The organism is Mesorhizobium sp. GW821-FHT04C10 (assembly GCF_059420305.1).
Genome location: NZ_JBWKTL010000001.1, coordinates 3,470,510 through 3,496,795, shown reverse-complemented (window position 1 = coordinate 3,496,795; position 26,286 = coordinate 3,470,510). Strand labels below are relative to the sequence as shown.

General features: G+C 63.5%; 33 protein-coding genes and 1 riboswitch. Of the genes, 3 read left to right on the top strand and 30 right to left on the bottom strand.

The genetic code is table 11. The features are described from left to right. Positions 1–58 precede the first annotated feature (58 nt). From AC07UC_RS17000 to AC07UC_RS16935, 14 genes are all read right to left on the bottom strand, one after another. A complete protein-coding gene (locus AC07UC_RS17000) occupies positions 59–1,126 on the bottom strand; it encodes an ABC transporter ATP-binding protein (RefSeq protein ID WP_494906811.1) in 1,068 nt (355 codons plus the stop codon). Then, a complete protein-coding gene (locus AC07UC_RS16995; protein ID WP_494906810.1) occupies positions 1,126–1,914 on the bottom strand; it encodes an ABC transporter permease in 789 nt (262 codons plus the stop codon). Before AC07UC_RS16995 ends, AC07UC_RS17000 begins: the two co-directional genes overlap by 1 nt. Continuing rightward, a complete protein-coding gene (locus AC07UC_RS16990; protein ID WP_494906809.1) occupies positions 1,914–2,777 on the bottom strand; it encodes an ABC transporter permease in 864 nt (287 codons plus the stop codon). The genes AC07UC_RS16995 and AC07UC_RS16990 overlap by 1 nt, the downstream gene beginning before the upstream one ends. A gap of 67 nt (positions 2,778–2,844) precedes the next feature. Continuing rightward, positions 2,845–3,906: an ABC transporter substrate-binding protein gene (locus tag AC07UC_RS16985; RefSeq protein ID WP_172349693.1), complete on the bottom strand. Its 1,062-nt coding sequence runs from the start codon at positions 3,904–3,906 to the stop codon at positions 2,845–2,847. A 39-nt stretch (positions 3,907–3,945) separates the two neighbouring features. Continuing rightward, positions 3,946–4,923 (bottom strand): PfkB family carbohydrate kinase, encoded by a 978-nt coding sequence (locus AC07UC_RS16980; RefSeq protein ID WP_494906808.1) that lies wholly within the window; start codon positions 4,921–4,923, stop codon positions 3,946–3,948. Next, entirely contained in the window at positions 4,920–5,954 is a 1,035-nt protein-coding gene (locus tag AC07UC_RS16975; RefSeq protein WP_494906807.1) for an ADP-ribosylglycohydrolase family protein, read from the bottom strand. Before AC07UC_RS16975 ends, AC07UC_RS16980 begins: the two co-directional genes overlap by 4 nt. Before the next feature lie 3 nt (positions 5,955–5,957). Next, complete coding sequence (locus AC07UC_RS16970) at positions 5,958–6,683, bottom strand: GntR family transcriptional regulator (RefSeq protein ID WP_494906806.1); 726 nt, start codon at positions 6,681–6,683, stop codon at positions 5,958–5,960. A gap of 429 nt (positions 6,684–7,112) precedes the next feature. Continuing rightward, the gene (locus AC07UC_RS16965) at positions 7,113–7,277 is read right to left on the bottom strand and encodes a DUF3309 family protein (protein WP_064988046.1); all 165 of its coding nucleotides are present in this window, start codon (positions 7,275–7,277) and stop codon (positions 7,113–7,115) included. Positions 7,278–7,571: 294 nt separating this feature from the next. Continuing rightward, the gene (locus AC07UC_RS16960; protein WP_494906805.1) at positions 7,572–8,114 is read right to left on the bottom strand and encodes a hypothetical protein; all 543 of its coding nucleotides are present in this window, start codon (positions 8,112–8,114) and stop codon (positions 7,572–7,574) included. A 406-nt stretch (positions 8,115–8,520) separates the two neighbouring features. Continuing rightward, positions 8,521–9,147, bottom strand: a complete 627-nt coding sequence (locus AC07UC_RS16955; protein WP_244735475.1) for a methyltransferase family protein — start codon at positions 9,145–9,147, stop codon at positions 8,521–8,523. Between the two features lie 234 nt (positions 9,148–9,381). Continuing rightward, positions 9,382–10,398 (bottom strand): ABC transporter substrate-binding protein, encoded by a 1,017-nt coding sequence (locus AC07UC_RS16950; protein ID WP_494906804.1) that lies wholly within the window; start codon positions 10,396–10,398, stop codon positions 9,382–9,384. Beyond that, positions 10,391–11,158 (bottom strand): ABC transporter ATP-binding protein, encoded by a 768-nt coding sequence (locus AC07UC_RS16945; protein ID WP_494906803.1) that lies wholly within the window; start codon positions 11,156–11,158, stop codon positions 10,391–10,393. The genes AC07UC_RS16950 and AC07UC_RS16945 overlap by 8 nt, the downstream gene beginning before the upstream one ends. After that, positions 11,155–11,973, bottom strand: coding sequence for an ABC transporter permease (locus AC07UC_RS16940; RefSeq protein WP_202326854.1), 819 nt, complete (start codon positions 11,971–11,973; stop codon positions 11,155–11,157). The genes AC07UC_RS16945 and AC07UC_RS16940 overlap by 4 nt, the downstream gene beginning before the upstream one ends. A 35-nt stretch (positions 11,974–12,008) precedes the next feature. Beyond that, positions 12,009–12,617: a YkoF family thiamine/hydroxymethylpyrimidine-binding protein gene (locus tag AC07UC_RS16935; protein WP_140775655.1), complete on the bottom strand. Its 609-nt coding sequence runs from the start codon at positions 12,615–12,617 to the stop codon at positions 12,009–12,011. After that, positions 12,608–12,721, bottom strand: a riboswitch (TPP riboswitch). Its footprint overlaps the gene before it by 10 nt. A 195-nt stretch (positions 12,722–12,916) precedes the next feature. Between AC07UC_RS16935 and AC07UC_RS16930 the strand changes: the two genes are divergently transcribed. Then, entirely contained in the window at positions 12,917–13,225 is a 309-nt protein-coding gene (locus AC07UC_RS16930) for a hypothetical protein (protein WP_202326852.1), read from the top strand. A 123-nt stretch (positions 13,226–13,348) separates the two neighbouring features. Here AC07UC_RS16930 and AC07UC_RS16925 read toward each other — a convergent pair whose 3' ends face one another. The 3 genes from AC07UC_RS16925 to AC07UC_RS16915 form a co-directional block, all read right to left on the bottom strand. Then, positions 13,349–14,326 (bottom strand): formyltransferase family protein, encoded by a 978-nt coding sequence (locus AC07UC_RS16925; RefSeq protein ID WP_494906802.1) that lies wholly within the window; start codon positions 14,324–14,326, stop codon positions 13,349–13,351. Between the two features lie 335 nt (positions 14,327–14,661). Further along, positions 14,662–15,180, bottom strand: coding sequence for a peptide-methionine (S)-S-oxide reductase MsrA (gene msrA / locus AC07UC_RS16920; protein ID WP_056571625.1), 519 nt, complete (start codon positions 15,178–15,180; stop codon positions 14,662–14,664). Between the two features lie 211 nt (positions 15,181–15,391). Continuing rightward, a complete protein-coding gene (locus AC07UC_RS16915; protein WP_494906801.1) occupies positions 15,392–16,960 on the bottom strand; it encodes a glycosyltransferase family 39 protein in 1,569 nt (522 codons plus the stop codon). Between the two features lie 177 nt (positions 16,961–17,137). Here AC07UC_RS16915 and AC07UC_RS16910 point away from each other — a divergent pair, with 177 nt between their 5' ends. After that, positions 17,138–17,845, top strand: coding sequence for a hypothetical protein (locus AC07UC_RS16910; protein ID WP_140775652.1), 708 nt, complete (start codon positions 17,138–17,140; stop codon positions 17,843–17,845). Between the two features lie 205 nt (positions 17,846–18,050). Here the strand turns inward: AC07UC_RS16910 and AC07UC_RS16905 are convergent, their stop codons facing one another. The 6 genes from AC07UC_RS16905 to AC07UC_RS16880 all read right to left on the bottom strand — a co-directional run bounded on the left by AC07UC_RS16905 (position 18,051) and on the right by AC07UC_RS16880 (position 20,447). After that, positions 18,051–18,449: a GNAT family N-acetyltransferase gene (locus AC07UC_RS16905; protein ID WP_494906800.1), complete on the bottom strand. Its 399-nt coding sequence runs from the start codon at positions 18,447–18,449 to the stop codon at positions 18,051–18,053. Positions 18,450–18,667: 218 nt separating this feature from the next. Then, the gene (locus AC07UC_RS16900) at positions 18,668–18,985 is read right to left on the bottom strand and encodes a hypothetical protein (protein ID WP_494908952.1); all 318 of its coding nucleotides are present in this window, start codon (positions 18,983–18,985) and stop codon (positions 18,668–18,670) included. Positions 18,986–19,088: 103 nt separating this feature from the next. Continuing rightward, positions 19,089–19,283: a hypothetical protein gene (locus AC07UC_RS16895; RefSeq protein ID WP_494906799.1), complete on the bottom strand. Its 195-nt coding sequence runs from the start codon at positions 19,281–19,283 to the stop codon at positions 19,089–19,091. Then, on the bottom strand, positions 19,268–19,507 hold the full coding sequence (locus tag AC07UC_RS16890) for an ABC transporter permease (RefSeq protein ID WP_494906798.1): 240 nt from the start codon (positions 19,505–19,507) through the stop codon (positions 19,268–19,270). Before AC07UC_RS16890 ends, AC07UC_RS16895 begins: the two co-directional genes overlap by 16 nt. Beyond that, positions 19,504–19,704 carry a hypothetical protein gene (locus AC07UC_RS16885; RefSeq protein ID WP_494906797.1) on the bottom strand — a complete coding sequence of 67 codons (201 nt, stop codon included), beginning with the start codon at positions 19,702–19,704 and terminating at the stop codon, positions 19,504–19,506. Before AC07UC_RS16885 ends, AC07UC_RS16890 begins: the two co-directional genes overlap by 4 nt. A 2-nt stretch (positions 19,705–19,706) precedes the next feature. Then, positions 19,707–20,447 (bottom strand): glycoside hydrolase family 108 protein, encoded by a 741-nt coding sequence (locus AC07UC_RS16880; RefSeq protein ID WP_494906796.1) that lies wholly within the window; start codon positions 20,445–20,447, stop codon positions 19,707–19,709. 401 nt (positions 20,448–20,848) lie between these two features. On the opposite strand from AC07UC_RS16880, the gene AC07UC_RS16875 reads away from it, so the two are divergent. Continuing rightward, on the top strand, positions 20,849–21,082 hold the full coding sequence (locus AC07UC_RS16875) for a hypothetical protein (protein ID WP_494906795.1): 234 nt from the start codon (positions 20,849–20,851) through the stop codon (positions 21,080–21,082). 4 nt (positions 21,083–21,086) lie between these two features. On the opposite strand, the gene AC07UC_RS16870 is transcribed toward AC07UC_RS16875, so the two are convergent. The 7 genes from AC07UC_RS16870 to AC07UC_RS16840 form a co-directional block, all read right to left on the bottom strand. After that, a complete protein-coding gene (locus tag AC07UC_RS16870) occupies positions 21,087–21,479 on the bottom strand; it encodes a hypothetical protein (protein WP_494906794.1) in 393 nt (130 codons plus the stop codon). A gap of 160 nt (positions 21,480–21,639) precedes the next feature. Continuing rightward, positions 21,640–22,335, bottom strand: coding sequence for a hypothetical protein (locus tag AC07UC_RS16865; protein ID WP_494906793.1), 696 nt, complete (start codon positions 22,333–22,335; stop codon positions 21,640–21,642). Then, entirely contained in the window at positions 22,332–24,260 is a 1,929-nt protein-coding gene (locus AC07UC_RS16860; protein WP_494906792.1) for a hypothetical protein, read from the bottom strand. Before AC07UC_RS16860 ends, AC07UC_RS16865 begins: the two co-directional genes overlap by 4 nt. Next, a complete protein-coding gene (locus AC07UC_RS16855) occupies positions 24,170–24,649 on the bottom strand; it encodes a terminase large subunit domain-containing protein (protein WP_494908951.1) in 480 nt (159 codons plus the stop codon). The genes AC07UC_RS16860 and AC07UC_RS16855 overlap by 91 nt, the downstream gene beginning before the upstream one ends. Before the next feature lie 129 nt (positions 24,650–24,778). Next, a complete protein-coding gene (locus AC07UC_RS16850) occupies positions 24,779–25,468 on the bottom strand; it encodes a terminase large subunit domain-containing protein (RefSeq protein ID WP_494906791.1) in 690 nt (229 codons plus the stop codon). Then, positions 25,431–25,823 carry a hypothetical protein gene (locus tag AC07UC_RS16845; protein ID WP_494906790.1) on the bottom strand — a complete coding sequence of 131 codons (393 nt, stop codon included), beginning with the start codon at positions 25,821–25,823 and terminating at the stop codon, positions 25,431–25,433. Before AC07UC_RS16845 ends, AC07UC_RS16850 begins: the two co-directional genes overlap by 38 nt. Further along, on the bottom strand, positions 25,816–26,214 hold the full coding sequence (locus AC07UC_RS16840) for a hypothetical protein (protein ID WP_494906789.1): 399 nt from the start codon (positions 26,212–26,214) through the stop codon (positions 25,816–25,818). Before AC07UC_RS16840 ends, AC07UC_RS16845 begins: the two co-directional genes overlap by 8 nt. Positions 26,215–26,286: the final 72 nt, after the last annotated feature.

Sequence of the window (26,286 nt, the reverse complement as noted above, 5' to 3'; positions counted from 1 at the left end):
TTATGCTCGGCTATGCTGTTCCTTATTGCCCGCTGTCTGGCAAGAGCCAGAACGAGGATCAGCTCGCCGCGATCAGCACCGTGCTTTCCGGTGACCAGCGCAGCACCACATCCTGCCCCTCCGCCAGCCTCTCAGCGCCGGTGTTCTGCACGATGACCTTCAACGTCTGGCCGGCGCGCTCGACAAAGTAGGTGCTGTTGTTGCCAGCGAAGATGCGCTTGGAGACCTGGCCCTTCAGCATGTTCGCATTGGCGGCATCGGAGGCCCCGCCATCAGTGGCAATGCGAATTCGCTCGGGCCGCACGGCGCAGCTCGCCTTGGCACCGGCAGCGAGCGTTGCCCCCACGCCGGCGGCGATCGCCGTGCCGTCCGGCAGCCGAATGCCGTTGCCGGTCGCGTCGCCGCGAAAGATGTTGGCGTCGCCGAGGAAGGTGGCGGCGAATTCGCTTTTCGGCCGGTCGTAGATTTCCTCCGGCGGCCCTTCCTGCACCAGCCTGCCGTCGCGCAATATGCCGATGCGGTCGCTCATGGTCAGCGCTTCTTCCTGGTCGTGGGTGACGAAGATGGTGGTGATGCCGATCTCGCGCTGGATGCGTTTCAATTCGATCTGCATGTCGACGCGCAGCGCCTTGTCGAGCGCGCCGAGCGGCTCGTCCAGCAGAAGCACACGCGGCTTGGTGACGATGGCGCGCGCCAGCGCCACGCGCTGGCGCTGGCCGCCGGAAAGCTGGTGCGGGCGGCGGCCGCCGAGCTTGCCGAGTTGCACAAGGTCGAGCGCGCGCTGTACTTCGGTCGCAATCACCGCCTTGGCCTCGCCGCGCACCGACAGGCCGAAGGCGACATTGTCGGCGACGCTCATATTGGGAAACAGCGCGTAGTTCTGGAACACCATGCCAATGCGGCGCTTTTCAACAGGCACGCGCTCGACGCTCTCGCCGCCAATGGAAATACGGCCGCTATCGGGAAAATCGAAACCGGCGATCTGGCGCAGCAGCGTGGTCTTGCCGCTGCCCGACGGCCCGAGCAGCGCATAGAAGCCGCCATCGGCGAAATCGATGGAGACATCGTCCAGCGCCTTGTGCGCGCCGAAGCTCCGCGAGACGTTCGCTACCTGCACGCCGGCCATTATTTCTCTCCGCCGAATTTGAAGAAGCGCGCCGTGAGCAGCATGAGCGCCATGGACACGACAATGATGATGGTCGAGACCGCGTTGATCTCGGGCGTGAAACCCTTGCGGATCGCGGCGTAGATTTCGACCGGCAGCGTCGTCTGGCCGGGTGTCGACAGGAAGTAGGAAACGACGAACTGGTCGAACGACACGGCAAATGCGAACAGCCCACCGGCGATGACGCCCGGCATGATCCAGGGCAGCGTGACGCGATTGGTCACCTGCCACTGGTTGGCGCCGAGCGAGCGTGCCGCCTCTTCCAGCTCCGGCGCGAAAGTCTGCAGCCGGGCCGAGACGACGACGATGACATAGGGCAGCGCCAGCGCGACATGGCCGAGCAGGATGGCGAAAAGGCCGCGCCCGATGCCGACGCCGAAGAAGAAGATCAGCATCGCCGTGCCGGTGATCAGCCATGGAATGGCGATCGGCGGGAAGAGCAGCGCCTGCAGCACCTTCTTGCCGCGGAAGTCATAGCGAAAAAGCGCCAGCGACGCCGCCGAGCCGAGCACCACGCTGATGAGCGTGGTGATGATTGCGATCTCCAGGCTGTTCCAGGTGGCTGCGATCAGCTGGTCGTTCTGCCACAGCGATTGATACCACTCCGTCGTCCACTCGAACGGCAGTTGGTAGAAGGGCGAGACGTTGAACGACATCAGCGCCATGATGATGATGGGCAGATAGAGGAAGGCGAGCAGCAGGAAGATGTAGATCCGGCCAAGTCCTTCGAGGATACGCGTCGTTGCCATCACGCGGCCCTCCGCAGCACTGGTGAGGCAATTGCCAGGATGACCAGCACGACGGCCAGCAGGATGAAGGACAGCGCGGCACCTAGCGGCCAGTTGAACACGGCGACGAACTGGTCCTCGATGACGGTGCCGTAGAAGGTGCCGGTGCGCCCGCCAAGGATGCGCGGCTCCATGAACGAGCCGACGACGGGAACGAAGATGAGCGCGGCCCCCGCCACGAGACCGGGCATCGACAGCGGGATGATCACACGCTTGAGCACTTGTAGCCGCGAGGCGCCAAGCGAGCGACCAGCCTCGATCAGCGAGTCGTCGATCGCCTGCAAGGTGAGATAACAGGTCAGCACCATGTAGGGCACGTAGGAGTGCACCAGGCCGATGATGACGGCGGGATAGGAATACATCAGGTCGATGTTGATCTTGAACGGCAGCACCGCATTGAGCACCGTATCGAGGATGCCGCCCTCGCGCAAAACCATCGCCCAGGAGAAGATCCGCACCAGCCCATTGGACCAGAACGGCAGGATGACCAGCAGGAAGATCGCCTCGCGGCTGCGGCCCTTCAGCACCTTGGCCAGCACATAGGCGGCGGGATAGCCGATGACGATGCACCACAGCGTCACTTCCAGGCCGAGCCTGAGCGAAGCGAGCAGCAGCGTCAGATAGAGGCTCTGCGAGAAGAAGGCGGCGTAATTGCCAAGCGTGAAAGCCCAGGGCTTCCCCGTCAGCGGCAGGTCGGTCATGAAGGAGAAGAAGACCATGGCCGAGAGCGGCAGGAAGATCGCCACCGTCAGCCAGAGATAGGCTGGCGCCAGCAGCGGCAGGGCCGATCTCAGCCCGCTGCGCGGCGCACCCTGCGCTGCCATGATAAGCCTCCTCCCCAGGATTGAAGGACCAGCCGGCGCGAACCGCCGGCTGGCCTGGACGTGCGTTTTACTTCACGTCGACCTTGAGCTGCTGCCAGAGCGCCAGATAGGCCTCGCGCTGCGCGTCGGTGATCGGCGCCTGGAACTGGATGCGCTTGGCAACCTCGGGATCACCCATGACCTTGCGGTTGAAGGCATCCTCGGGCAGCGCTTCCACCGCCTTGGTGTTGGCAGAGACGGGGGCTCCGACCTTGGTGACCCATTCGACATAGAATTTCGGGTCGATCATCCAGTTGATGAAGGCCTGAGCGCCTTCGACATTCTTCGAACCTGCCGGGATCGAGAACGCGTCGAGCCAGGCGACAGCGCCCTCCTGCGGAATGACCAGCGAAACCGGCAGCTTGAAGTGCGTCTTGGCGCGGTCGGCCGAGCCGCTCCAGTAGGTGCCGATGTCGATCTGGTTGGAAGCGACCATCTGGTTCCAGTCGTTCTCCGAGCTCCAGAAGGTCTTGATCTGCGGCATCAGCGAGGTGAGCTTCGTCTTGACCGCATCCATATCCTTGATGTCGTTGATGTTCTGGCCGGTGGCGATGGCGCCGAACTGCACCGCCTCGACGGCGTCGTCGCGAATGACGACGCGGCCCTTATGCGCGGGATCCCACATTTCGGCGATCGACGTCGGCGGCTTGTCGAAGGACTTTTCGTTGATGGCGAGCGCGGTCAGCCCCCACACCCACGGCACGCCATAGACCTTGCCGTCATGGTCGAGCATCGGCGAACCCGCCTTGTCCTTGCTGATGTCGGCATAGTTCGGCAGTTTCGACACATCGATCGGCTGGATCAGCTTTTCCGCCATCGCCTGGTCGTTGAAGGCGGCGTTGATCATGACCACGTCATAGAGGCCGGGATTGGTCCGGATCTTGGTGAGCATTTCCTGTTCGGAATTGAAGAAGTCGTTGACGACCTTGTTGCCGGTCGCTTTCTCAAAGGCCTCGACGGCCCATGGTTCGTCGGCGCCGTAGCCTTTCCAGTTGAGCACATGCACTTCGGCGGCACTGGCGGCCAGCGTGAGCGCGGTGGTGAAGACGGCGGTCGCCGTCAAGAGAGCAGTCAGTCTTGGCATGCGCATGTTGGTTCCTCTCTTTGTTTGCCCGCTTGGCGGGGCTTGTCAGGCTGTCTGATGGGCCTTCTGGTTCTGGCCCGGCGTGCCGGTCGCGGCGGCCTGGCTCAGGAAAGTCTGGATCTCGGTGTCGGTCGGCGCCGACGAGCCGCCATGACGGGTCACCGAAATGGCGGCCGCCGCATTGGCGTAGCGCGCCGCCTCGAAAGGATATGCACCCCGCGCCAGCGCGCTGACGAAAGCGCCGATATGGGTGTCGCCGGCGCCATTGGTGTCGACGGCATCGACCTTGAAACCGGCAATGGTTCGCGCCGAACCGTCGGCCAGCCTGACATGGCAGCCCTTGGCGGCGGAGCGGATCACGACACCGGCCGCCCTTGGACAATGATCGGCAAGCAGCCGCGCCGCGAGTGTCTCGACATCGCCCTGGCCGGCGATCTCGGCGGCTTCGGCCATGTTGCAGCTCAGCCATGCCAAGCGGGCCAGTACCCGCGCCAGGATCGGTCGTGGAATGTCTGAAACGACGGGCGTCGGGTCGAAGACAAAGGGAATGTTCTCCGGCAGCGCCTCGATCCAGTCGGCGAGCGCGTCGCGGCTGCCCGGGTAGCTCAGCGTATAGCCCGAGGTGAACACCCAATCACCCGGCGCCACTGATACCGGTGCCATCATGTCGAGGTTGAGAACGCTCTCCGCACCGGGCCATGACACGAAAGTGCGTTCGGCGTCGCTCGAGATCATGGCGACGCAATTGCCGCTGTCCATATGAGGCGATGGGGCCGTCAGCGTCCCGATTTCCTCGGCGGCGAACGCGGCGCGCAGGAAATCGCCATTCGGCCCGCTGCCGAGCTGGCCACCAAACACCACCGTCATGCCGGTGCGGGTGGCAGCGACCATCATGTTGAAGCCGCCGCCGGCGACCTGCGCGTAGCTGGATGCCGTCTTCTCCGTACCCGGCGCCGGCAAGGCGTCGATGCGGTAGACATAGTCGACCACCGCGCTGCCGATATGGACGAGACGCCCGCTCATGCCGCGGCGTCCTTGCCGGAACCGGTTTTGGACGTTCGCGCCGCAACAAGGTCGGCGGCGAGCGCACGAACCTCCGCCATGTCGATCCCCCTGAGGCCGGCGACGCGATCCCCGGGCAATCGCGAAAAGCCGGTGCAGGCGCCGGCCATGCCGGCCGCGATGGCGCCGATCGTATCGGTGTCGCCGCCGAGGTTGGCGCTGATTTCAGCCGCTTGCCAGGGGTCACCGCCGGCAAGCTCGAGCACCGCGAAGGCCGCCGGAACGGATTCCTGGCTGGCGACGCCGGTGCCGACCAGATCGGTGATCAGCCGGATTGCATCGCTCATCACCTTGCCGCGCACCAGATCCTGCGCCCAGACGATACGCGCCGCGATGTCGCCGCCGGTCACCCAATGGCCAAGCGTCGCCCCTTGCCTCGCCGCAGCGACGCCACTGCCGGATGCGGCGCGCCAATCGCCGCCGGACACGCCGTGGCTGACGGCGGCCGCGACGGCGGCGGCCGACGCTATGGCGATCGAGGTGTTGTGCGTCGCCCGGCAGGTCTCGGCCACCTTGGCGACCAACGCATCGAGTGGCTCCAGCGGCATCATGATGCCGACCGGCGCGATGCGCATCGCCGCGCCGTTGGTGTCGCCGCCGCGCCCCGCCTCTTCCGCTGGCACGCCATTGTTGATGGCATCGATGGCGCGCTTGGTCGATGGTCCCAGCAGATCGTAGCTGCCGCGCGCCTTGACCTCGCGCTCCCAGTCGAGCAGCGCGTTGACCCAGCGCGCATGGTCGAAGCGCTCGCCGGACTCGACCAAAATGCGGCCGAGCAGCAGCGCCTGTTCGGTATCGTCGGTGATAGTGCCGGCCGCGAGCCCCTTCGACACCGGATGATCGGCGAAGGGCGCGATGAAATCCTCGACATGGCCGTAGAGTTCGGCAATGCGGGCCGGCGACAGAAGTTGCGTCGGCATGCCGAGCGCGTCTCCCAGCGCTCCGCCGACAAGCGCGCCCATGGCGCGATCAAGCGTGATGTTGTCCGGCATCGCTCAGAACCTCATATGCAGCGCGAAATGCGCGGGATTGAGCAGGCTGGTGACATATTCGATCGGCCGGTCGTCGGCCGCACGCGTCAGCCGGCGGCCGCGCAGGAAGGGCGTGCCTTGCGGGCAGCCCAGGATGGCCGCATCCTCGGCATTGAGCATCTCGATGCCCACCCATTCCTCGCCATGGTCGGGGATCAGGCCGGCGCCGCGCAGCGTCTGGTGCAGCGATCCTTCGCGCAGGCCGCGCAGCGGCACATCCTCCAGCTCCGGCGACAGCGGCAGGCGGCTGCGCTCGATGGAAATCGCATGGCCGTCGCTGGCATTGGTACGCACGCGGTCGACGGCGATGAAGAACGGGCTTTCGATGCTAAGCAAGGCTGCCAGATCGGCGTCTTCGATCACTTCCAGCCGCAGCGTCCTGGTCTCGGCATTGGCGCCCGCATTGGCCAGCGCCCGCGACCAGCCGATGGCGTCGTCGACCGGCTTGCCGTCGAAGGTGACGAAGGAGCCGATGCCGACCTTGGTGGTGATCAGCCCGCGGCTGGACAGCTCCTCGAGACCCTTGCGGACCGTGTTGCGGCTGACGGAGAAGCGCTGGACGAGTTCATTTTCGCTTTGCAGGCGGTCGCCGAAACCGAGCAGGCCGGAACGGATTTCATGTTCCAGAACGGTCGCGATCTGCTCGGGCTTGCCCGTGCCGGGAGACAATTGAACCGCGCGCCGCTTCATATGCACACCTGTTCAGTGAACCTGTATAGTCCTGTTCAATATACGGCCGTGGCAGTGCTGTCAACGATCGCTCGATGAGCAGCGAATGGACGATCCTCAACTCAAGGCGGACAGCCCTTGAGGGCACCGACTGAAGGTTGCCGGCGGTTAGGCCAGAATCCTCGTTGTTGGTGGCCAATGCTGCCTGCCCTTCAAAACACTTGCCTTGGGAAAAAAAGAAAGCCCGCTCCGGATGCCGGGGCGGGCCTTGGAGGAGGATAAAGGGGTGGGACCCTCTCCTCTTGTTTCCACGGGGGGTGTGGACCGAATTCACAATACGAGAATCGCGAAAAATTTGGGATCACAAGCCGGCTCGCTTTCATCACAATCCGGTGCGCTCCGACCTGGACACGGTCACGAGATTGCGATTATCCGAAGCCTTGTGGGCCTCTAGATCCGCCCTAGCACGACAAGGACGATAATGATCAGCAGCACAAGCCCGAGCCCGCCGCCACCATAGTAGCCAGTTCCATAGAACGGCCCGCCGCCGAGCCCGCTGAAACCGCCAAGCAGCGCAATGACAAGGATGATGATGAGTATGGTGCCTAAGCTCATGGTTTTCCCGCTCCTGTAGGCGCTGCCACGCCGGTTTTAACATCGCTGCATGCGATGTTTCGAAGACGAGAACGTTCGAGCAGCCCTACCGTTCCGCGCGATTGTGGCACGACATCCGCACGGAGATGATTTTCGCTGGCGAATGAAATCTCAGACAACAAAGCGCCGGTGATTGAAAGCGCTCGACACGCAGGAAGCCCGCCTGAATGGCGGGCTTCCGACCGGCCGTAGCCAGGAGAGTGCTGTCAAAGCCTCACGGCTGGTTTGGCACTTCCGTCCCTGGCGCCCCTTGCCTCAACGACGGGCGATCAGCAGGCAGAGTTGACGCAGATCGCGGTCATAGGTGCCTGCGTTGCTAAGCACGTCGACGCACCGCTTCTTCATGCGCGCCACCTGGCTGCCTGACATCTGGGCCACGACACCCGGGAGGCTCGCCTTCGACGCATTGCTTGGGTTGGACGGAGTTGTCGGATTGGTTCCGCCGATGCCGACCCCGACGCCGAGGCCGCTCGTGGCGCCGACATTGGCGCCGAGCCCGGCGGTAACGCCACCCGTGCCGCCGACATTCGCACTTGCCCCGCCATTGATGCCGTTGCTTCCACCGACCGAGGCCCCCAATCCGGCGTTGACGCCGTTAGATCCGCCGACATTGGCACCGGCGCCAGCATTGACGCCACCGCCCCCGCCAACAGATGCTCCGGCACCGGCGTTGACGCCGCCGCCACCCCCCACCGAGGCGCCGACACCCAGCCCTGCCGCATTCGCTGGCAAGGAAAGAACGACGACTATCGCACTACCGGCCAACACACTGGCGACTGTCTTGATGGTAAAAGCCATAACACTCTCCTGTTGTCGTTGCGCTAAGGCAGTCGGCGTACAGCCGATTGCAGATTCAACTACGTGACAGGAGAGATCAGGTTTCAAATCAACGTATACTTACGGAGGCCATGGTGTTTATTGAAAAAATACAGAAATTATAAGATGAATAAAAATATAATAGATGCGTAAGAAAAATTTTACATCAAAGAGTTCGTATTATCGATATAGTGGCTTATCTGGAGATAAAAACGATTTTCCACGGAAGCGTCACTCCCGCCATTGCTGATCTCCGCTTGGCGCAACCCGGAAGATCGGACATCACTCAGCGATCAGGACAGAAACGAGGAACCGCTTCGGGCAAGCGCTGCAGCCATCCCCAAGCCCGACAGGATCGCCCCCAGCCTCTTCGTCGACAGTCCTGCTCTCAGAATATCCGGTAGAACAGCCTGTAGTGCACCCGTTCCATGTAGGCGCGATATTCCGGCTCGGCCGCCAGCAGGGCCTCCTCGCGCAGGATGCGATACAGCTGCAAATAGGTGATGACCGCATAGACCGCGAGGTTGTGGAAGGAAAAGGCCGACAGCAGGTAGAGCACGTGGCCGGCAAGGTAGCCGGCATAGATCGGGTGCCGCACGATACGGTAGGCGCCGCCCGTCATCACGCCACGGTTGCCGGGCAGGATGGCAAAGGAACGGCCAAGCGATATCTTGCCCCAGATGACGAATAGCAGCGCCGCGACCTGCAACGGCGCCGCGATATAGACTGGAACGAGCGCCGTGCCAGGTTCAAGGCTGATCAATGCAACCCCGAAACTGGCGCTCACGGAGACGATGACCGTAAGCGGATTCCAGTCACGCGTCACCGGACGCCGCGACAGAAGCAGCCAGGTGAAGGTGAGTATCTCGGAAATCGCCACCAAGGCGGCGTTGAGCCGGGTCGGATCCTCCACGACCTGATAAAGGCCGCGATAGACGAACAGCCCCGCGCAGGCCAGGGCACAGGCGCGAAAGAAGCCTTCACGCAGGTCGGCAAGGATCTCGCGCTTGCGCACGTCGGATAAGATCCTGTCCCGGCCGGCGCTTGGAAGCGTTCCACTTTTTGACGTGAACAAGGCAAACACCCCGATGATCCCCTCGGCGGGACCATTGCATGCAACCATTGCCGGGCGGTTAACCGGCAAGACCGGATCAGGATTGACGGGATCGACCGGAAGGCTGGAGAAAGATGCGCCCCGACGCCAAACCGACGTAGCTCACCGAGCGCCACCGGTGACGCGCATCCAGCCTCAACCCAGATATGAATTTGCGAAATACCTGGCGAAATCCGGACGTTGCGTCAGAACCTTGCCGTCGGCGTCGTGCAAAATGCCCGCAGTGAAGAGATAGCCGCCGATCGCGTCCATCTTGGCCGGGTCCATCGTACCGATGGCACCGTTTTCCGCGCGCAGATAGTGTCCGTCGATCAGCACTTTCAGCGACGCCTCGATCAAAGACGGATTGGTCAGGGCATCCTTGTTGGCGGCGATCAGCAGCACGGCGGCTTCTTCCGGATGATCGACGGTGAACTGATAGCCGCGCCGCGTTGCCTCGACGAAGGCCGATGCCAATGCCGGGTTTGCTTTGAGATACGCTTCGCTCGACGAGATCAGTGTCGTGTGCTCGTCGGGGACGCCGTAGTCGGCATAGACGAAGCTGCGCTGCTTGACGCCTTTGAGTTCGGCCTCGACGCCTTCCCAGGTCGCGACCTCCAGCGTGAAGTCGACCGAGCCATTGGCCAGCGCTTCATAGGCGGAGGTGCCGAGCGTCACCGTCTCGAAATTGCCCTTGCCGCCGTCATGGCGGATGATGGTCGAGATCAGCGCATTTTCCCAGGCGCTGCCGAAACCGCCATAGGTCAGGCCGTCGAGGTCCCTCGGGCTTTTGATCTCGCTGCGCACCGCATTGAAGACCACCCGGCCGGTTTCGGCCTGCACCACCGCATAGACCGCCTTCAAGTCGGCACCGGCGGTCCTCTGGGTGAAGAGGCTGATGGTGCCGTTGATGCCGAAATCGGCAACGCGGTTGGCGACCAGCGTGCCGGCGCCGGTGTCGCTGTAGGGCAGGATGTCGACCTCGAGGCCGGCCTCGCGGTAAAATCCCTTGTCGCGGGCGACGAACAGCCCGACGTGGTTGGTGTTGACGGTCCAGTCCAGCGCGACAGAGACTTTTTGCGTTGCCGCGAAGGAGCGGCTCGATCCCGCGACCAGCGGAAGACCGCTGGCAAGGGTGAGCAGCAAAGCCTGCCGGCGCGTCAATTCAGTCATGGTCGTGTCCTTTGGATGGTTGAGGGTTGAGCAAGATGTCGAGGATCTCGGCCTCGAGTGCGCCGGCCTGTCGCGCGGCAGCACCGGCCGGATCGCGCGGGCGCGGCAGCGGCACCCTGATTTCACGCAGCACACGGGCCGGGCGTGCCGACAGCACATAGATGCGGTCGGACAGGAACACGGCCTCACGCACATCGTGCGTGATCAGCAACGCCGTCCAGCGATGGTGCCGCCACATCTGCTCGAGCCAGCGCTGCATGGCCGCGCGGGTCAGCGCGTCGAGCGCGCCGAACGGCTCGTCCAGCAGAAGCATGTCGCGCTCCTGCACCACCGTGCGCAAAAGCGCCGCGCGCTGGCGCATGCCGCCCGAAAGCTGTGCCGGAAAATGCCGCTCGAAGCCGGCAAGCCCGAACTCGGCAAACAGCGGCGCGACGCGAGCCCGCGCCACCTTGCGCCTGGTGCCTTGCACTTCCAGCCCGAGCGTCGTGTTGTCGATGATGCGCCGCCACGGCATCAGCGCGTCGCGCTGCGGCATGAAGGCAAAATGCCTGCCATGATCGTCGAGCGGCGCGCCGTCGAACAACATGTCGCCCTCGCCATGCTCGGCACCCGTCAGGAGCTGGAACAGCGTCGACTTGCCGGCACCCGAAGGCCCAAGGATGGAGACGAATTCGCCGGCGCCAACGCTGAGCGAAATATCGACGAGCACGTCGAGCCCACCGAATGCCTTGCGCACATGCCGCAATTCGAGCCGGCTCATCTCCGCGCGCCCTTCCCCGCCGGCTGCCGACCGGCCCGTTCCCAGGGCATGGCAAAGCGCTGCAAGAGCGCCGTCAGCCCGAACAGGACAAGCGTCAGCGCGGCGCTGACACCGACGGCGGCCAGCACAAGGTCGGGGCGGAAATTGTTCTTGGCGTTGAGCATGTAGATGCCCAGCCCTTTCGCCGCACCCGCATATTCGGCGAAGATGGCGCCGACTACCGCATAGGTGATGGAGATCCGCAGGCCCGCGAAGAAATAGGGCAGCGCCGAAGGCAGCCGCGCCAGCAAGAAGACGCGCCAGCGCCCTGCTCCCATGGCGCGCAGCATCTGGCCGATCTCGGTCTCGGTCGCCTCGTAGCCCTGCACCAGAGCCACCAGCATGGGAAAGAAGGTGACCAGCGCGACCAGCATGATCTTCGGGGCCAGCCCGAAGCCGAACCACAGCACCACCAGCGGCGCGATCGCCACCAGCGGCAAGGTCTGGCTGATGATGAAGACAGGAAACAGCGCGCGCCGCAGCGGCTGGAAGAAATCGACCAGCATGGACAGCAGAAAGGCGGCACTGAGCGAACAGGCAAAGCCGATCAGCGTGGCGCGGATGGTCGGAATAGCGTTGTCGACCAGCGCCCCGCGATTGAGCATCGCCTGTTCGAAGACGCGTGACGGCGCAGGCAGGATCGTCGGCTTGATACCGGAATAGGTAGCGTAGAGTTGCCACGCCACGAGCAGCAACCCGACCGAGATGACGGCGGGTACTGCCTTGGCAAGGGACTCCGCGAGCGGGCGCGGCACTGATGATGAGACCACGGGCATAACCTTTGACGGGGTCGCGCGGAAGCGCGGCCGGCTTAGACAGCCGACGGGCTGTTGGCCGAAACCGTGACGTCGAGGGTTACGTGGCCGGCACCCGGCCCGAAGCGGCAGAAGGCCTCGTTCAGCGCTGAAAAGATCGCGCCCGTGTCGCCGCGCAATTTGGTGCAGAAGTTCTTGGAGCGATCGTAGACGCCCGACTGCTTCAGGAAATCGATGCAGCCATAGATCTCGTCCATGTGGTCGCCGGTGCCCATCACATAGAGCGAGAATTGCGCCGCCGCCGGCTGGCCGGTGGCAGCAGCATCGCGCACCGCGGCGATGGCGGCTTCCTTGCGTGGGCCGAGCGGCCCGACAGGTCCGCCAAACGCGTCGGAGCGGCAGATCGGATCGTCCGGCTCACCCGGGCAGCCGCGCGAAATGGCCGCCGACAGCACGCAATGCTTGCCGCTCCGCGCCGCCGCCACGAACAGATCGCGCAGCGCCGGGAACAACACCTCGGGCGGTCCGACCAGCAAGGTCGAGATGTCGTCGGTCTCGATCCTGAGCCTGTCCCGGTAGGGATCGAGTGCGCCGAGCGCACCAAGGATGACACCGACGAAATCGTCGGCCATGGGATATAGGGAAATCTGTGCGCCTGAAAACATCGCCCGCCTCGCTCCGCTGGTATTACCCAGATCAGCTTCTAGGGTCTGTGGGCTTGCCGCCCCCGTCTCAGCCCCGACCGTACGGAGCACCCCTGTGGATGGACGCGTTAAAGCACCATTCGAACTGAAGGGGAAGCTGTTTTTTCGGCGCAATGGGCCAAAAACATTGCACCAGATCTGATCACGGGATGGACGCCGGAGGGTCCTCCCCGCGCGAATTTTATCGGGAACCTTCGCCAAGCCGCGAGGTTGACCCACCAGTCGCAACGCGACGAGTTCACAGAAATGGAGACAGAACCATGTTCATGAAAATCCTCGCAGCTTCGGCGTTCACCGTTGCTCTTGCCACATCCGCGATGGCGCAAAGCAATAGCGCAAACGGCACGGACGGGTCGGGCGGCAGCGGCCAGTCGATCACAGTGGACCCCAGCACGCCGGCCTCACCCAATACGGTTGATCCGGCGGCGACCAACAGCACCACCACCGCGCCAGGCGACATGAATTCCAATGCGGATAAGAACTGCCCGACCAATCCCCAAGGCGCGCAGAGCGATGCCAACGGCAACGCAACCGCACCGACGGTGAACGACAACAACTGCGGCAAGTAATTTCGATAGCAGCCAGGAAAGTCGCGGAGCGCAAGCGCCGCGACTTTTCCGCGTTTACCGGTCTTGATGACCGGGGTGGTCTGCTTTCGGCAAGTCCCTTGCTCGATCGTTTCTCGCTGACCGCTATTTCAGGACGCGACGTTTGACTTGAGAGCGCGCGAAAGCGTCGCGCAATTTCAAGAGCCGTTTGAGCAGGCGGCCATAGGCGAGATACCGGACCCTGCCATCGGCGAGATCGAACTCCACGGTGCCCCATCGTGCGACCGGCACTTGTCCGGTCGGCGAGCCTAGCCGTCCGATCTGGAACCCCAGCCTGAGCTTGCGGCCGGCGACATCGAGATAGATCCCTGGAATATTGCCCAGCACATGCCACAACCGATCGACATGCTCGATCGACATGGCCGGCGAGATCATCGTGTGGGCAGATTCAAGCCGCGCCCAGATGAAATCGCCGGCCGGCTGCCGTGTCCCCGAAAGGCTGCCCTTGCAGTAGGCGGGTGCCACCTCGCTCACCAGCGTGCGCATCGCGCTTGCCAGGCCGTCGATCAAGGCCCGCCGCGACGCCCAGTCTGTTTCCGAAAACGACACCTGCCCAAGGATGTCGCCGTCATCGAAGGCGGCGGACATCTTGTGCAGCGTCACACCGCCATGAACGGCATGCTGGTCGTCCACCGCCAGGCGGTGGAGAGGATGCGGGCCCCGATAGTTGGGCAGCAGCGCCGGGTGAAGATTGAGCCCGCCCTTGGGAAAGATGCTCAGCAATTGCGGTGGGACCAATGTGGGGAAAGCATAGCAGATCAACACAGCGGCCTCGACCTGCGACAATTGCTTGCCGAGCGTGTCCCAGTCATAAGGTCGCCCAAATTCGATCAGCCTTGCCGGCGTGTCGCCGATATAGCGTCTGAGCAGCAATCTGCGTTTCAGTCTTCGGCGTAAATTGCCGGTGCTGAAGTGCTTTGGGCGCCGACGCAACCCCGGCACAACAATCGCACCGATGTGATGGCCAGCTTCAAGCCACCCTGCCAGCAGCGGCCCGGTATAGTGGTTGACGTCGAGTATGAACACGGCCGAAAGCCGGTCTTGCCCGGTCTGCGGGCTCAAAAGCGGCACCCTCTCAAAGCGCCCGTCAAGCCGATCACCCCATTCAAACGGCGGTCGAGCCAGGCCTTTTCGAGCGGCCGACCACACTTGCCAATGAAGGCTGTCGATCAGGTGGCCTTGATTTGCGAAGGCGGTATCAAGGCGGTGACGTCTGAAAGGCGGCCCTTTTTCACCAGGACTGGCTTCCGATAGATCTTCTTCATGCTCACCCCCGTCAGATCAGCCCGCGCATTTCGGTAAATGCCACCTCCCGTCAATCGCCATGCGATGGCTGGTCGCGCGGCAATCGGCGAAGCATTTATACCCCCATGCCGCGCGAAAGCCTATCCGTAAACCTATGAGACGGCCTTCTCACGAACCGGCAGCTTCCAGCCTGGCCTCACGAAATGGCAGGTATAGCCGTTGGGATATTTCTCCAGATAATCCTGATGCTCGGGCTCGGCCTCCCAGAAGGCACCAGCAGGTGCGACTTCGGTAACGACCTTGCCGGGCCACAGGCCGGACGCATCGACGTCTTCAATGGTGTCTTCGGCGACGCGTTTTTGCTCGTCGCTGGTATAGTAGATCGCGGAGCGGTAGCTCATCCCGACATCGTTGCCCTGGCGGTTGCGCGTCGTCGGATCGTGGATCTGGAAAAAGCGCTCCAACAGTGTGCGATAGCTGATCACGGCCGGATCGAAATTGATCTCGATGGCTTCGGCATGGGTGCCGTGGTTGCGGTAAGTGGCGTTGGGTACGTCGCCACCGCTATAGCCGACACGAGTGGAGATGACGCCGGGATAGCGCCGTATCAGATCCTGCATGCCCCAGAAACAGCCACCGGCAAGCACTGCGCGTTCGGTCGAAGTCGCCATGTCACGTCTCCTCAAGAAAGCAATTCAAGGGGGAAACGGTAGCCGTTTCCGACCTGAATTGCACAACAACAAAATTGGATTTCCCATAAATGGGCATTGTCGGCGGCTTCGTCCAGTCGACTGGAAGTGAACGCGGCGCCTGCAGGCCGCGTACGGCCATGCACGAACGAAATATCACGATGCGGAACGCGATCGGACCGCGCGACAGGCTTCAGCTGCGCTGATGCCGGGTTCGGCTGTCCACGGCAAGCGGCAGATAGCGCGTGCCAGGCGGAATGGCGGCAAAATTGATTGGCACGGGCGGTGCCTCGCGCGACCAGTTGAAAAGAACGGTCTTGACCGGGATGTTGCCCAACCATGCCCGCAGCGACGGCGGCACACCACGCCCCGACCAGACCATCAGCATGCCGTGATCATGCAAGCGCCGCCCTGTTATCCACGGCGCGAACCGCATGTTGAGGTCGGTGAAGATCGACGGCTTGTCATAGGCATTGAGGCCAGCCAGCATGGCCAGATTGGTATCGCCGCCGACAATGTCGAGCCGGCCGGGTGCTGCCGCGTGCCACACCGCCTCGGCCTCGTCCGAGATCGGCTGCGCCGGCCAGCAGACGGCGTCCATGCGCCCCCGCACATTGCAGTCCGTCCAGCGGATCGCCGCATAGGCGGCCGACATGGTGACGATGCAGGCGAATGCGCAGATCGCCAACCTTCGCATCTCGAAGGCGCCGAGCCGGTGGCCGAGGAAGGCGAGCGCCACGACGCCGACAAGATTGTACATCGGCGCACCCCAGGATTCACCGGTGCCGGTGAACAACGAGGCCAGCATGATCAGGACCGCCGGGCCGAGCCCCATCCATACGAGATAGACCAGAATGCCGCGTTCGACGGGCGCTTCGGGGTAAGGCGAGCGCCGCAGCAGCCCTGATATGGACAGCACCAGCAGAAAGCCGGAGAGCCCGGCCACCTGGACACCGATGTAATATAGGCGCGCACGGTGTTCGGTCACCCAGGCGTCGCGGTCGGCGAAATAGGTCAGCGGCAGGAAGTCGATGCGGTACAGTTCGATGGCCAGCGGCGCGGCGACGGCGAGAAAAATGGCAAGGCCGAGCCATGGCCAAGGCGTCGCAAGCCGGCTGCGCGCGCGTGCGTCGGACAACAGCCAGAGAGCGCCGAATGCAACCAGCAGGCCGGTGGAGAACTTGGCATAGAGTCCGACGCCCGACACCAGTCCAAGCGCCAGCCACCAGCCCGGCCCACCACCGCGGCCGGCACGCCAAAGCAGCCAGCATATGGCCGCCCAGAACGGCATCTGCGCATAGTCATGATTGAATTGCGGGGTGGGCCAGCCGAAGAAATAGACCGACGGCATCAAAAGCACGGAGGCCAGCGCGCGGCTTTGCCCAAGCATGTCGCGGGCCAGCAGATAGACCAGGACGAAGGTCGACGAGATCGTCAGCTGGGCGAGCAGATATTGCGGCCAGCGGAACGATCCGGTCAGAAGATGACTGGTTTCAAGCAGCCAGCCGGGAAGCTGCGGATGCTTGTAGGTCAACAGCACCCATTCGCGGCCCCACATGAAACCTTCCACGACATCGCCAGGCGGCGCGGGGTCGATCAGCGCCGGCACCACCGTCCAGCACACGATCTGCACCAGGCACAAGAGCGCCAGCAAATACCAGGGATGACGAAGCAGGCCGGACCAGACCGACGAACGGTCGATGCCCGCGACAGGCAACCCGGCCGGCAGCCAACCATCTATGGAGTCGTCAATTCCCGTCATGCGGCGCTTAAATCACACCGACCGGTTTGCCGAACAGCCCCAACGTCAAAGCTTACGAAAAAGTATACTTGCAGGCCATTGCAAGACCAAGATTGAGCGGGAATTTCAGCGCTCCGTTGCCCTCCCCCGACAGAACAACCCGCATATCTGATCCTGTCTGAACCTCCCGGATACTCGATGCGTCACCAGCATGCCGTCATCCACCACCGCGCGTTCGATTTCTGGCTGGCGCGCGCGGCTGTCCTTGTCATCATCTGCCTGCAGCTTCTGGTGATCAACGATCTTTCGTTCGGCCCCCGCTGGCTGGCGCCGGCCCTTGAGGCGGCGCTGCTCGTGCCGCTGTCGGTCGCCACGGCCTGGACACAGGTCGCCACCCAGAAGGCGGTCGAGGAGGAGCACTGGTATCTGGTCGGCCGGTTCCGCGTCATGATCCGCAGGACGGCCCTGGTCATGACCGGCGTCGTCAGCGTCATGAACTGCGGTTCGCTGGTGTTCCTGGTGCGCGCGCTGCTGGCGGGCCATGCCGGCTCCAGCGGCCAGACGCTGCTGATCGACGCGCTCAACATCTGGGTCACCAATGTCATCATTTTTGCCCTGTGGTTCTGGAGCACCGATCGCGGCGGGCCGCCGACCTGCGGCCTCGTCAACCGCGCCCATTCCGATTTCCTGTTCCCGCAAATGACCTTGAACGACCGCGAGATCCGCGACTGGCTGCCGGGCTTCGTCGATTATGTCTTCCTCGCCTTCACCAACGCGACGGCGTTTTCGCCGACCGACACTTTGCCACTCTCCCAGCGCGCGAAGCTTTTGATGATGGCCGAGGCGATGATCTCCCTGCTGACGATCGCACTGGTCGCGGCCCGCGCCGTCAACATCCTGGCCTGATGCGTGTCGCGCAAAGGCGACCTCGGTTTTGGGAAGACGCCATGGATAAAAAACAAAGCCCTGAAGCGCGTGGCATGAATGCACTTCGCCGCGACGCGCTTCAGGCCGAAACGCAAAAAAGCCCGCTCCGGCGAACCGGAGCGGGCTGTTGGACTGTCTGCTACTGTCGTGAAGCCGGAGCGCGAGGTGGAGGATCCACTACCCCTCAATCCGCGCCGAGGTCGCGTTCGAAAACCACCTGGTCGCGCAGCGGAATGCCGTTCACAGCCAAGCCTTCGGGGTAACCGGTCGATGGCCCGAACGCGTCCTGCACGATACGGCACATGCGAAATCCCTGTCGCTGGTAGAAGCGCAGATTGCCGATATCGGCCGTTGCGGTCGAGACGATCAGGCGCCGGCCGTCGCGCTCGCGGCAGCGGGTGATTGCCGCCGCGACGAGGGCACGCCCCACCCCCTCGCTCTGCCTTGCCGGGCGGACCGCGAGGCTCTTGAGTTCGAACATACCGCCCTCACCTGTCTCGATGATCTGCGCATGGCCAATGATCCTGTTGCCATCGCGCGCGACAAGCACCTCGCCCCGATCGATATAGCTGGAAATCTGCATGGGGGAATCGTCTGCCAGGGCAAACAGAGGCCGTAAAGCCTCGCGGTTTCCGTCGTATCGTTCAATAAGCATTCACAGGTCCGGACGGGATCAACGCCACCGCGAGTTCGGCAGCCCTGCTCTGGATATAGCAGCGGCCCGTCAGATGCCACAAATGTAAAAAGCTCGCCCCGGCGCGAGCCGTCAGGTGGAGATTTCCGGCACCGCAACGCCTGCGGCTATTCCTCCGGGGTTGGCCTGAATTTACGCACGATCACCTCGAACAGAATATCCGAAATCCACATGGCGCAGACGCCGATGAGAAAGGCCGCCGCCAGCGTTGTCGTGTCGTCATTGGCCAGCGGCAGGCCCGTGGCGCGGGAATATTGGACCAGGGGCAGCGTCAGATAGGCGGCGGCGAGCGCGCCGCAGATCGGCGATGCCACCATTTCACGGAGCTTGTAGCGGTGCCGCGACAGCGCGCGCAAGACGCCGCCGGCCAAGCCGGCGACAACGACCGGTCCCTTGATGCCGAGCAGATCGAAAAAATCGTGCATCATCTCATCGCCCTTGCGATCAGGAGACCAAAGACCGATCCGGCGCCGGAAATGACCAGCCGGCCGAGCACCATCGCTGCGTCCGGGGTAAGTGCCGCGAGTGTCATGGCTTCCACCCGCACAGTTTTTCGCCCTTGCGGTTGTGTGCCAGCAACGCCTTGACCTCGGCGTCCGGCAATGTATCGACCGTGGCCGCCGACAGGCGCAGCGGGCTCGACACCGCGCAGACCCCCCCCTTGACGGTTGTGCAGCCGGCCATCGCGGCCAGCACCGACACCAGCATCAATCCCTTGCCCATGATTTGAGCTCCTCTCGCGCGGTGGCGGCCGGTAGCGCGCCGATATCGTTCTGGACCTGGTCCGCGATGTCGTGCGCGGCGGCCTCGGCGGCGGCCTGCCTGGCACGTTCACTGCGTTCGCCGGCAAGCCGCTGGCGAACACCCCAGCCGAGCGTCGCAAGGATGGCCGCACCGATGCCGAGAAGCGTCGGATTGCCGAGCAGGAAGGACAGCAGCGCGCTCATCGGTTCGGCTCATCCTTGACCAGATAGCCGATGGCAAAGACGGCGATCGGCAGGAGCGTCGCCCATGTCTCGGCGTCATACCAGGACGGCCAGAGGTTGCGCACGAAGACGCCGCAAACCGACAGGACCGCGGCCGCGATGGTCGCGGCCGTCAGCTTGTTGGTCGGGCGAATGGTCGGTTGGATGACAGTGGCCATGATCAGAATATCCCTTGTAGGGCAACGGCAATGTGGTGCCAGGCGGCATAGGCGATGAGCAGGCAGGCGGCGATGACCCCGCCAGCCTTGGCGGCAACCGGAATCCCCGAACCTGTCGCCGACGCAGGCTCGGCCGCGGGCGCCTCGGGGGCGGACGTTTCGGCATCGGGTGGCAGCGGGACAGGCCCAGGAACCACCGCTGGCGTCGCGGGCTGCGCGGGCACTGTCGCGGGAGCCGACATCAGCAAGGCCTGGGCCCGCACGGACTTGACCCGATCGGACCAACCCCGCCCGAATGTCCCCCATGTCGGCAATCGCTTGAGAAACGCCAGACGAGCATCACAAAGCTGGTCGATGACGATGCCGGCGGGTCTTGCCCTGGCTGCCGCCAGCGTGGCCGGACCGATGCGCCCGTCCTGGGAGACGCCCACGGCTGCCTGCAGGTATTTTACCGCCCTGCCCGGCCCGCTGTTCACAGCGAAATCGAACACGGCGTAGTCGACACCGTCAGGCAGCTCCGCGCCGAGCACGGCGTCCCAGTAGAACCGCCGATAGACGGTCGCGACCTGGTCGTCGCCGATCTTTTTCAGATCGGCCTTGCTGGCATCGGCCTTCACATAACGGCGAAAATTCGCCAGCGTGACGCCCTTCATCGTGGCGCCGCCAGGGTCGGCCGGATTGTCCGACCAGCCGCCCTCGGATTTCAGGACGAGCGCAAGCGCCCGCGCGAAGTTGCGGTCCATGGGGTGGTCCTTTCGGGTGATGAAGAGAGGAGCCTGTCTCGTGGTCAGGCTGGTGCCGAACACGCTTGAGTTTCGAGAGCGAAGAGCGGCATAAAATGCGCTGCGGTCCATGGCTGATCCTTGCGGGGTTTACGAACCGGCGCAGGATGAGGTCGGGGGACGCGAAAACAGTAGCCGCTTGATATTTTTAGCCGAGCATCAGGTGACGCCCTTCATCGTCGGGCCGCCGGGTCGTTTGGATGGTTGCTGTAGCCGCCCCCATGCGCAAGCACGCGAGCAAGCGATTCCTTTTCGCGGGAAACAGCCATGCGATATCCTTTCCGCCCTAGCGGCAGGTTGTTTGAGTTTGGAGTTTGAGGTAGTTGGAGAGCAGAGCCGCTTACGGAGCCGGAGCCTAAGCCGTGATGATCAAAAGGCTGGTAGAACGCGGGTTTGCGATATGCGGCAGTCTTGCCGGTATCTTCCTATCGCTCGCCCTGCTGCATGGCTTGCATGACACATGGCAACCGCAGCTATTCCAGTTCGTGGTTCTGAAATGGTTCAGCTTCGGCATCTTCATGCTCATCGCAATCTTCTCGCTGATCACGATAATCGAGGCCGCGTTCGGCACTCGGTGGTTCGGCCCACTGAAATAGGCGGTTATTCAGCCGCAAGCACCGTGGCCGGGTCGAGATCGAGGGCCGTGACGAACGCCATGGCGTCGGGATCGTCGCAGTAGACCGAGGGATGATCGGGCGCGAACCATCGCGCGAAAAACTTCGGTTGCGCTGTCAGCATGGAATAGGCCTGGTCCATCTTGTCGATGTCGATCAGGCGTTGCATCACGGTCGATTTGGCGACCATCGCGCGCCGCGGGCCGATAGGGGGCGGCGCGTCCTCATAGGTGTTGACGTAGGTTGGAATGCCCTCGATCAACCAGACCTGCGTATCGACGATCACTTTGCCGACCGGGCCTGGCACAGCGTCGGCAATGGTCATCAGCTTGTAGCCATGCCCCTGCCATCCATCGACGGCGGGACTCGTGTATGCCACTTCCGTCCTCTCCTCGGTGCTATCGATCCAGGTTGGGTTCCCGTCATTGTCGGGCGGCCCTTCGACAGAGACAGTCGTGCGGATTGTGACCTCACAGGTGAACCACCTCCTTCGGCAACCACATCTTTGACAGCCCCGTTTTTGATGAGTGCAAGCATTTTTATCTCCTGACAGATGGCGCGGTTTTGCCGTTGAGGGCAGCTGAGTAGAAGTCAACTTCCATGTCTGGATTTGAGCTGGAGTCGTGAAGACCAATCCAGCCACCAGCACTGATGGCCGAGTTCGTTGCGGTGCTGTCCCACGAGACTGGCTCGGAGTTGACAGCAAGCCAAGCCTTCAGCGAGAAGCTGTTCCCGATTGCCCGGGCTCTTATCCAGTACCAGGCATTGGTTGTCAGCGTCCCGCCTGCTGGGGATACGACTGTAGAGAACGCTGTAGCTGTACCCGATACAAATGAGAACGGCTGATGGTAGTAGAGCGAGCCGGTAGTCGTGACACCTGTGGTGAAGCGGTATCCAGTCTCGGTACCCGCACCGCCAGAGCCCCTGACCCAGGGGCACATCAAGATCTGGCCGTTCAGACCGGCCTCGATCATTCTCGTGCGGACAAGTACCTCGACATCCGGGCCGGGAGGCACCTTGTCCCAGGACAGGCCATGGCGGCTCGCGACAGTCTTGGTCCAGCGAAGGGCTTTGCCGCTGAGCGACCCGGCAACAGACTGCACGGCGACAGAAAAATCTCCTGCGACCTGGCGCGATGTCCAGTCCGGGGGAGCCGCCCCCACTGTGTATTCAGAGAAATCCGTGACGTAATAGTCTGGGTCCCTCTGAATGTATCCTGGCATGATGAGGCTCACTGGAGGGCCTCCAGAACAGCGGTAACACCTGCAGCAGTCTTGGAAATGTGGAGCTTGAACTTGGCCCCGCTGGTGGTGACGTAGGCATCCCCCTTGGGGAACCCGGACACAAACCCCGACCACGTGATAGCCCCGGCCGAGGCCCCGTTTGTGATATCGATCTCCATGTTGTACGCGCCGGCAAGAGACGGCGCCGCCAAGGTCAGTGCCCCATTGAAAGTGACGGTGCGAAAATTACTGGTGGTCGGGTTCGGGGTGTAGGTGCCCGAGGCAATGGTTCCATCGGACACACCCGCCGAGACCACACCCGCGATCGTGGAAAGACCTGTGTACGTCTGAGCCCCGGACCAACTGTAAGCGCCCGTGAACGTACCCGTGGCCAAACCCTCGTGCAGAAGCTTGTAGGCGCTGCCGCCCATCGACCAGCCGCCGACCTTCCACACGTTGTCCGTGTCGATGCCGAGGTGGGCCGCGTAAGATCCGTTCCGGTTGAACGACATAAACGCCGCATTGCCAACCCCGGCGACAGCGTTGATGATGATGCCCGATGCCCCTGTGGTGGGGCCTCCGGTTACGCCGATGGCCTGGCCCACGGTGGTATTGATGCCTTGGCCGGCGGTGAAAGCGTTGACGGCGTTGAGCTTCGCGACATTGGACGCCGCAACGCCACTGTCCTGCAGCGTCTTGCCTCCCGTTCCGTTGAAGCTTGCCAGGTTGCCCGAGACAGCGGATGCCGGACCCGTGGCGACGCTCGCTGCGGCAAGACCACTATCCTTGCCGGCCTTGCCTGTCGTGTCATTGAAGCCAACGAGATTGCTCGTCGCCGATGAAGCAGGCCCGGTAAAATCCCCCGCCCCTAGCCCGTCGGCGCCCTTGTCACCGGTCCGATCGAACATCAACCAGCAGGCCATGCCATTCGTAATCGATCCCGACCCACTGACGTAAGCAAGCGTCAGTTTTCGATAGCCCGTCCCATCGACCACAGAACCGGTCACGTTGAACACATACTTGACCGCCGCCGAGGTCTTTGACCGGATCGTCAGCTTTCCCTTGATGATGTTCGTGCTGTCATCGAACGTATCGAGAAAACCCGTCTGGCTGACGGCGTCGCTGTCCTGGTTGTCGACATAGGCGGCAGTCGCCGAAGCGATGGTCGCATTGTTCAGCCGGAATATGCCGCTGCCAGGATCTGCATCGGTCGTGGTCGTGGAAAAGGTGTACGGCACCGCCGCCACGGTATTGGCCGCCGCCGTCGCCGATCCCGCCGCCGCCGTCGCCGAGTTCGACGCGTTCGTGGCCTGCGTCGATGCGGTGGTGGCAGATCCCGACGCGGCAGTTGCCGAGCCAGCCGCAGCAGTCGCGGAGTTGCCGGCATTCGTTTCCGACGTGGCTGCGTTGTTCTTCGACGTGTTCGCCGCCGACGCGCTGTTCGCCGCATTCGTGGCCGAGGTCGCGGCGTTGGTCTCAGAGGTCGCGGCATTGGTCTTGGAGGTGTTGGCCGCTGATGCCGAGTTCGCAGCATTGGTCGCGCTGGTGGAGGCTGCACTTGCCGACCCAGCAGCAGCCGTCGCCGATGCCGCTGCAGCTGTCGCCGAGGCGTTGACGTCACCGACAGTGTCATCGGACAGATAGAATGCCAAGATGATGGCAGACGTCCCGATTACGGGCTTGTCGGTCTGGAAGGCATAGACGTTGCCGCCGCCGGCCGCACCCTGCTGCACGTGCACCGTCGTGCCCTTCTGCATCGTGCGCGCGGTGCGCGCGTCGGCGGCGCGGAACCACTGGCCCTCGCTCGCCGTATAAATGCCGTTCTCGCTGGCATCGGCCTGGTTCTTCACCAGCACCCGGTCGCCCACTTCGGTAGCCACGCTGTCGATGGTCTGTAGCCCATAAAGGGCAATGCTGGCCGTGGTCGCCAGGCGCACGGGTTCGCGTTGGTGACATAGACGACATCGGCCTCCGTATCCCAGGCGAGCTCGACGGCGGCGGAAGGATGGTCCCAGCCGAAATCGAGCGCGCCGATGCGCGGCCAATAGCGCGGCAGCCGGAACGGCTCGCAGACAATCAGCGCCTCGGCGACAGGAAAGATGCGGCCCGAGCCCAGCACCGGAATGCCGCGGGCGCGCGCCTCGCGCTCATGTTCGGGATAGGCGGCGACGATCGCCGCGCGCTCCTGCGCCGAATAATGCGCGGCATCGTCGATGGTCATGAAGGTGACGTGACGGGACATGAGGTGGCCTCGGAAATCTTGGGTTCCTCGCCCCCACTGAGTGCGGGAGAGGTGGCGCGGCGAAGCCGAGACGGAGAGGGGGATGGCGCGGACCTGGCGAGATGAGGCGAGCGGTTCCTGTTAAGCCAGCGCCCTGCGAAGCCCCCTCTCCGTCCGCTTCGCGGCCACCTCTCCCCCGCCTCTGGCGGGGCGAGGAACCCAAGTCCTGAAAGGTTACCCCTTCCCCATCTTCTCCACCTCCCCCGCCGACAGAAACAACAGCACCACATCCGACATCCCAAGCAGTGGCGTGAAGGTGACGATCGTTATCCCGCCGGTCGCGTTGGTGCGGGTCAGGCCTTCAGAATAGATGTCGAGCGGCGGCTCCTCGTCGAACCAGACGCCGTGCAGCGTCTCGCCCTGCCATTTCTCGCGGCCCTTCTCGAAACTTTTGAACGACAGCACGCTCTCGCCGGCCTGCACATCGCCGCCGCCGCCATGGCGCACCACGACGCTGTCGAGCGCGCCCGGCGCGCCACGGCCCATGATGGTGTCGACAATGGCATCGGCCGGGATCATGCCGGTGCCCCAGGCCGCCTGCTGTTGCGGCGGCCCGACCAGCACGCGCTGCGGGTTGTCGCGCGTGCCCTCGCCGGTCACGCCGGCGGCCCATAGCCGGACAGGCGTGTCGAAAACCTTGCCTTGCCACCACGCGGGATAGCGGCCGGTCAGGTGCATCGCCCATTCCGCGCCGCCGGCCCTGGTCTTGCCAAGCTGGTTGCCGGCCATGAACAGCCTTTCGCGGTTGACCGCCCCGGCCGCGTGAAATTCGGCCTGGCGCTGATACGGTCTGTACGCCGCCAGCTGGTTGTTGCGTCTGCGGCGGTCAAGTTCCGCCAGCAGCGCCAGATATTCCGTCTTCACGGCGATCGGCGGGTTCTTCGAGGAACGGCTTGACGACGGCTTCGAGGCTGCGGATGCGGCTGCGGATCTCTTCATCGCTCAGGGCATCCAGATGGTTGATGGCGACATCGAATTCCTTGGGCAGCACCGACAGCACGATCTTCAGATACTGGTCCGGCTTGTCGGCCCGCACCTCGGCGATGACGCCGGCGCCATGTGCGCGGAAATCGGCCCGCACGGCGGCGAGAAAGTCGTCGCCGAGCGTCTTTTTCGTCCGCTTCGGACGAGGCGTCGGCGCGGCCGTCTCGCGGACCGGCTTGCGCCTTGCTGGCCTTGTCTTGCGGCGCGCCGGCCCGGCGTCGGCTTCGTCAGCCATCGACCTGGCCCATCGCCTTCGCAGCGGTATCGCCGCCCGCCTTCGGCATCGATCCTGATGGCTTCTTCGAGCGGGCGGTTTTCTTCTTCGTCCGCTTGGCGCGCTTCGGCTTGGGCACCGCGGCAGGTTTTGCAGCACCCGCGCGTTTTGCCGTGCTGGCCTGCGCCTTCAGTCGCGCCAAGACGAGACCGATGGCATGCCCGCCAATGCCGGACCGCGGAAAACCAAAGCCGCCGCCCACATCCCGCACCATGCCGATCAGTACGCCGGACGCGGCCGGTTCGACGCGGCCCAGACGCGGCTGCGGCGGCGCGTGCTCGAACTCGCCGATTGCGCTGACGATGTCGCGGCCGTCATCGTCGGTGATGATGGTGGCGTAGCGTTGGGTCATTGGATTTCTCGCGGAGGTCGCGCTCTACGGCGCCCCCCTCTGTCCTGCCGGACATCTCCCCCACTTGGGGGG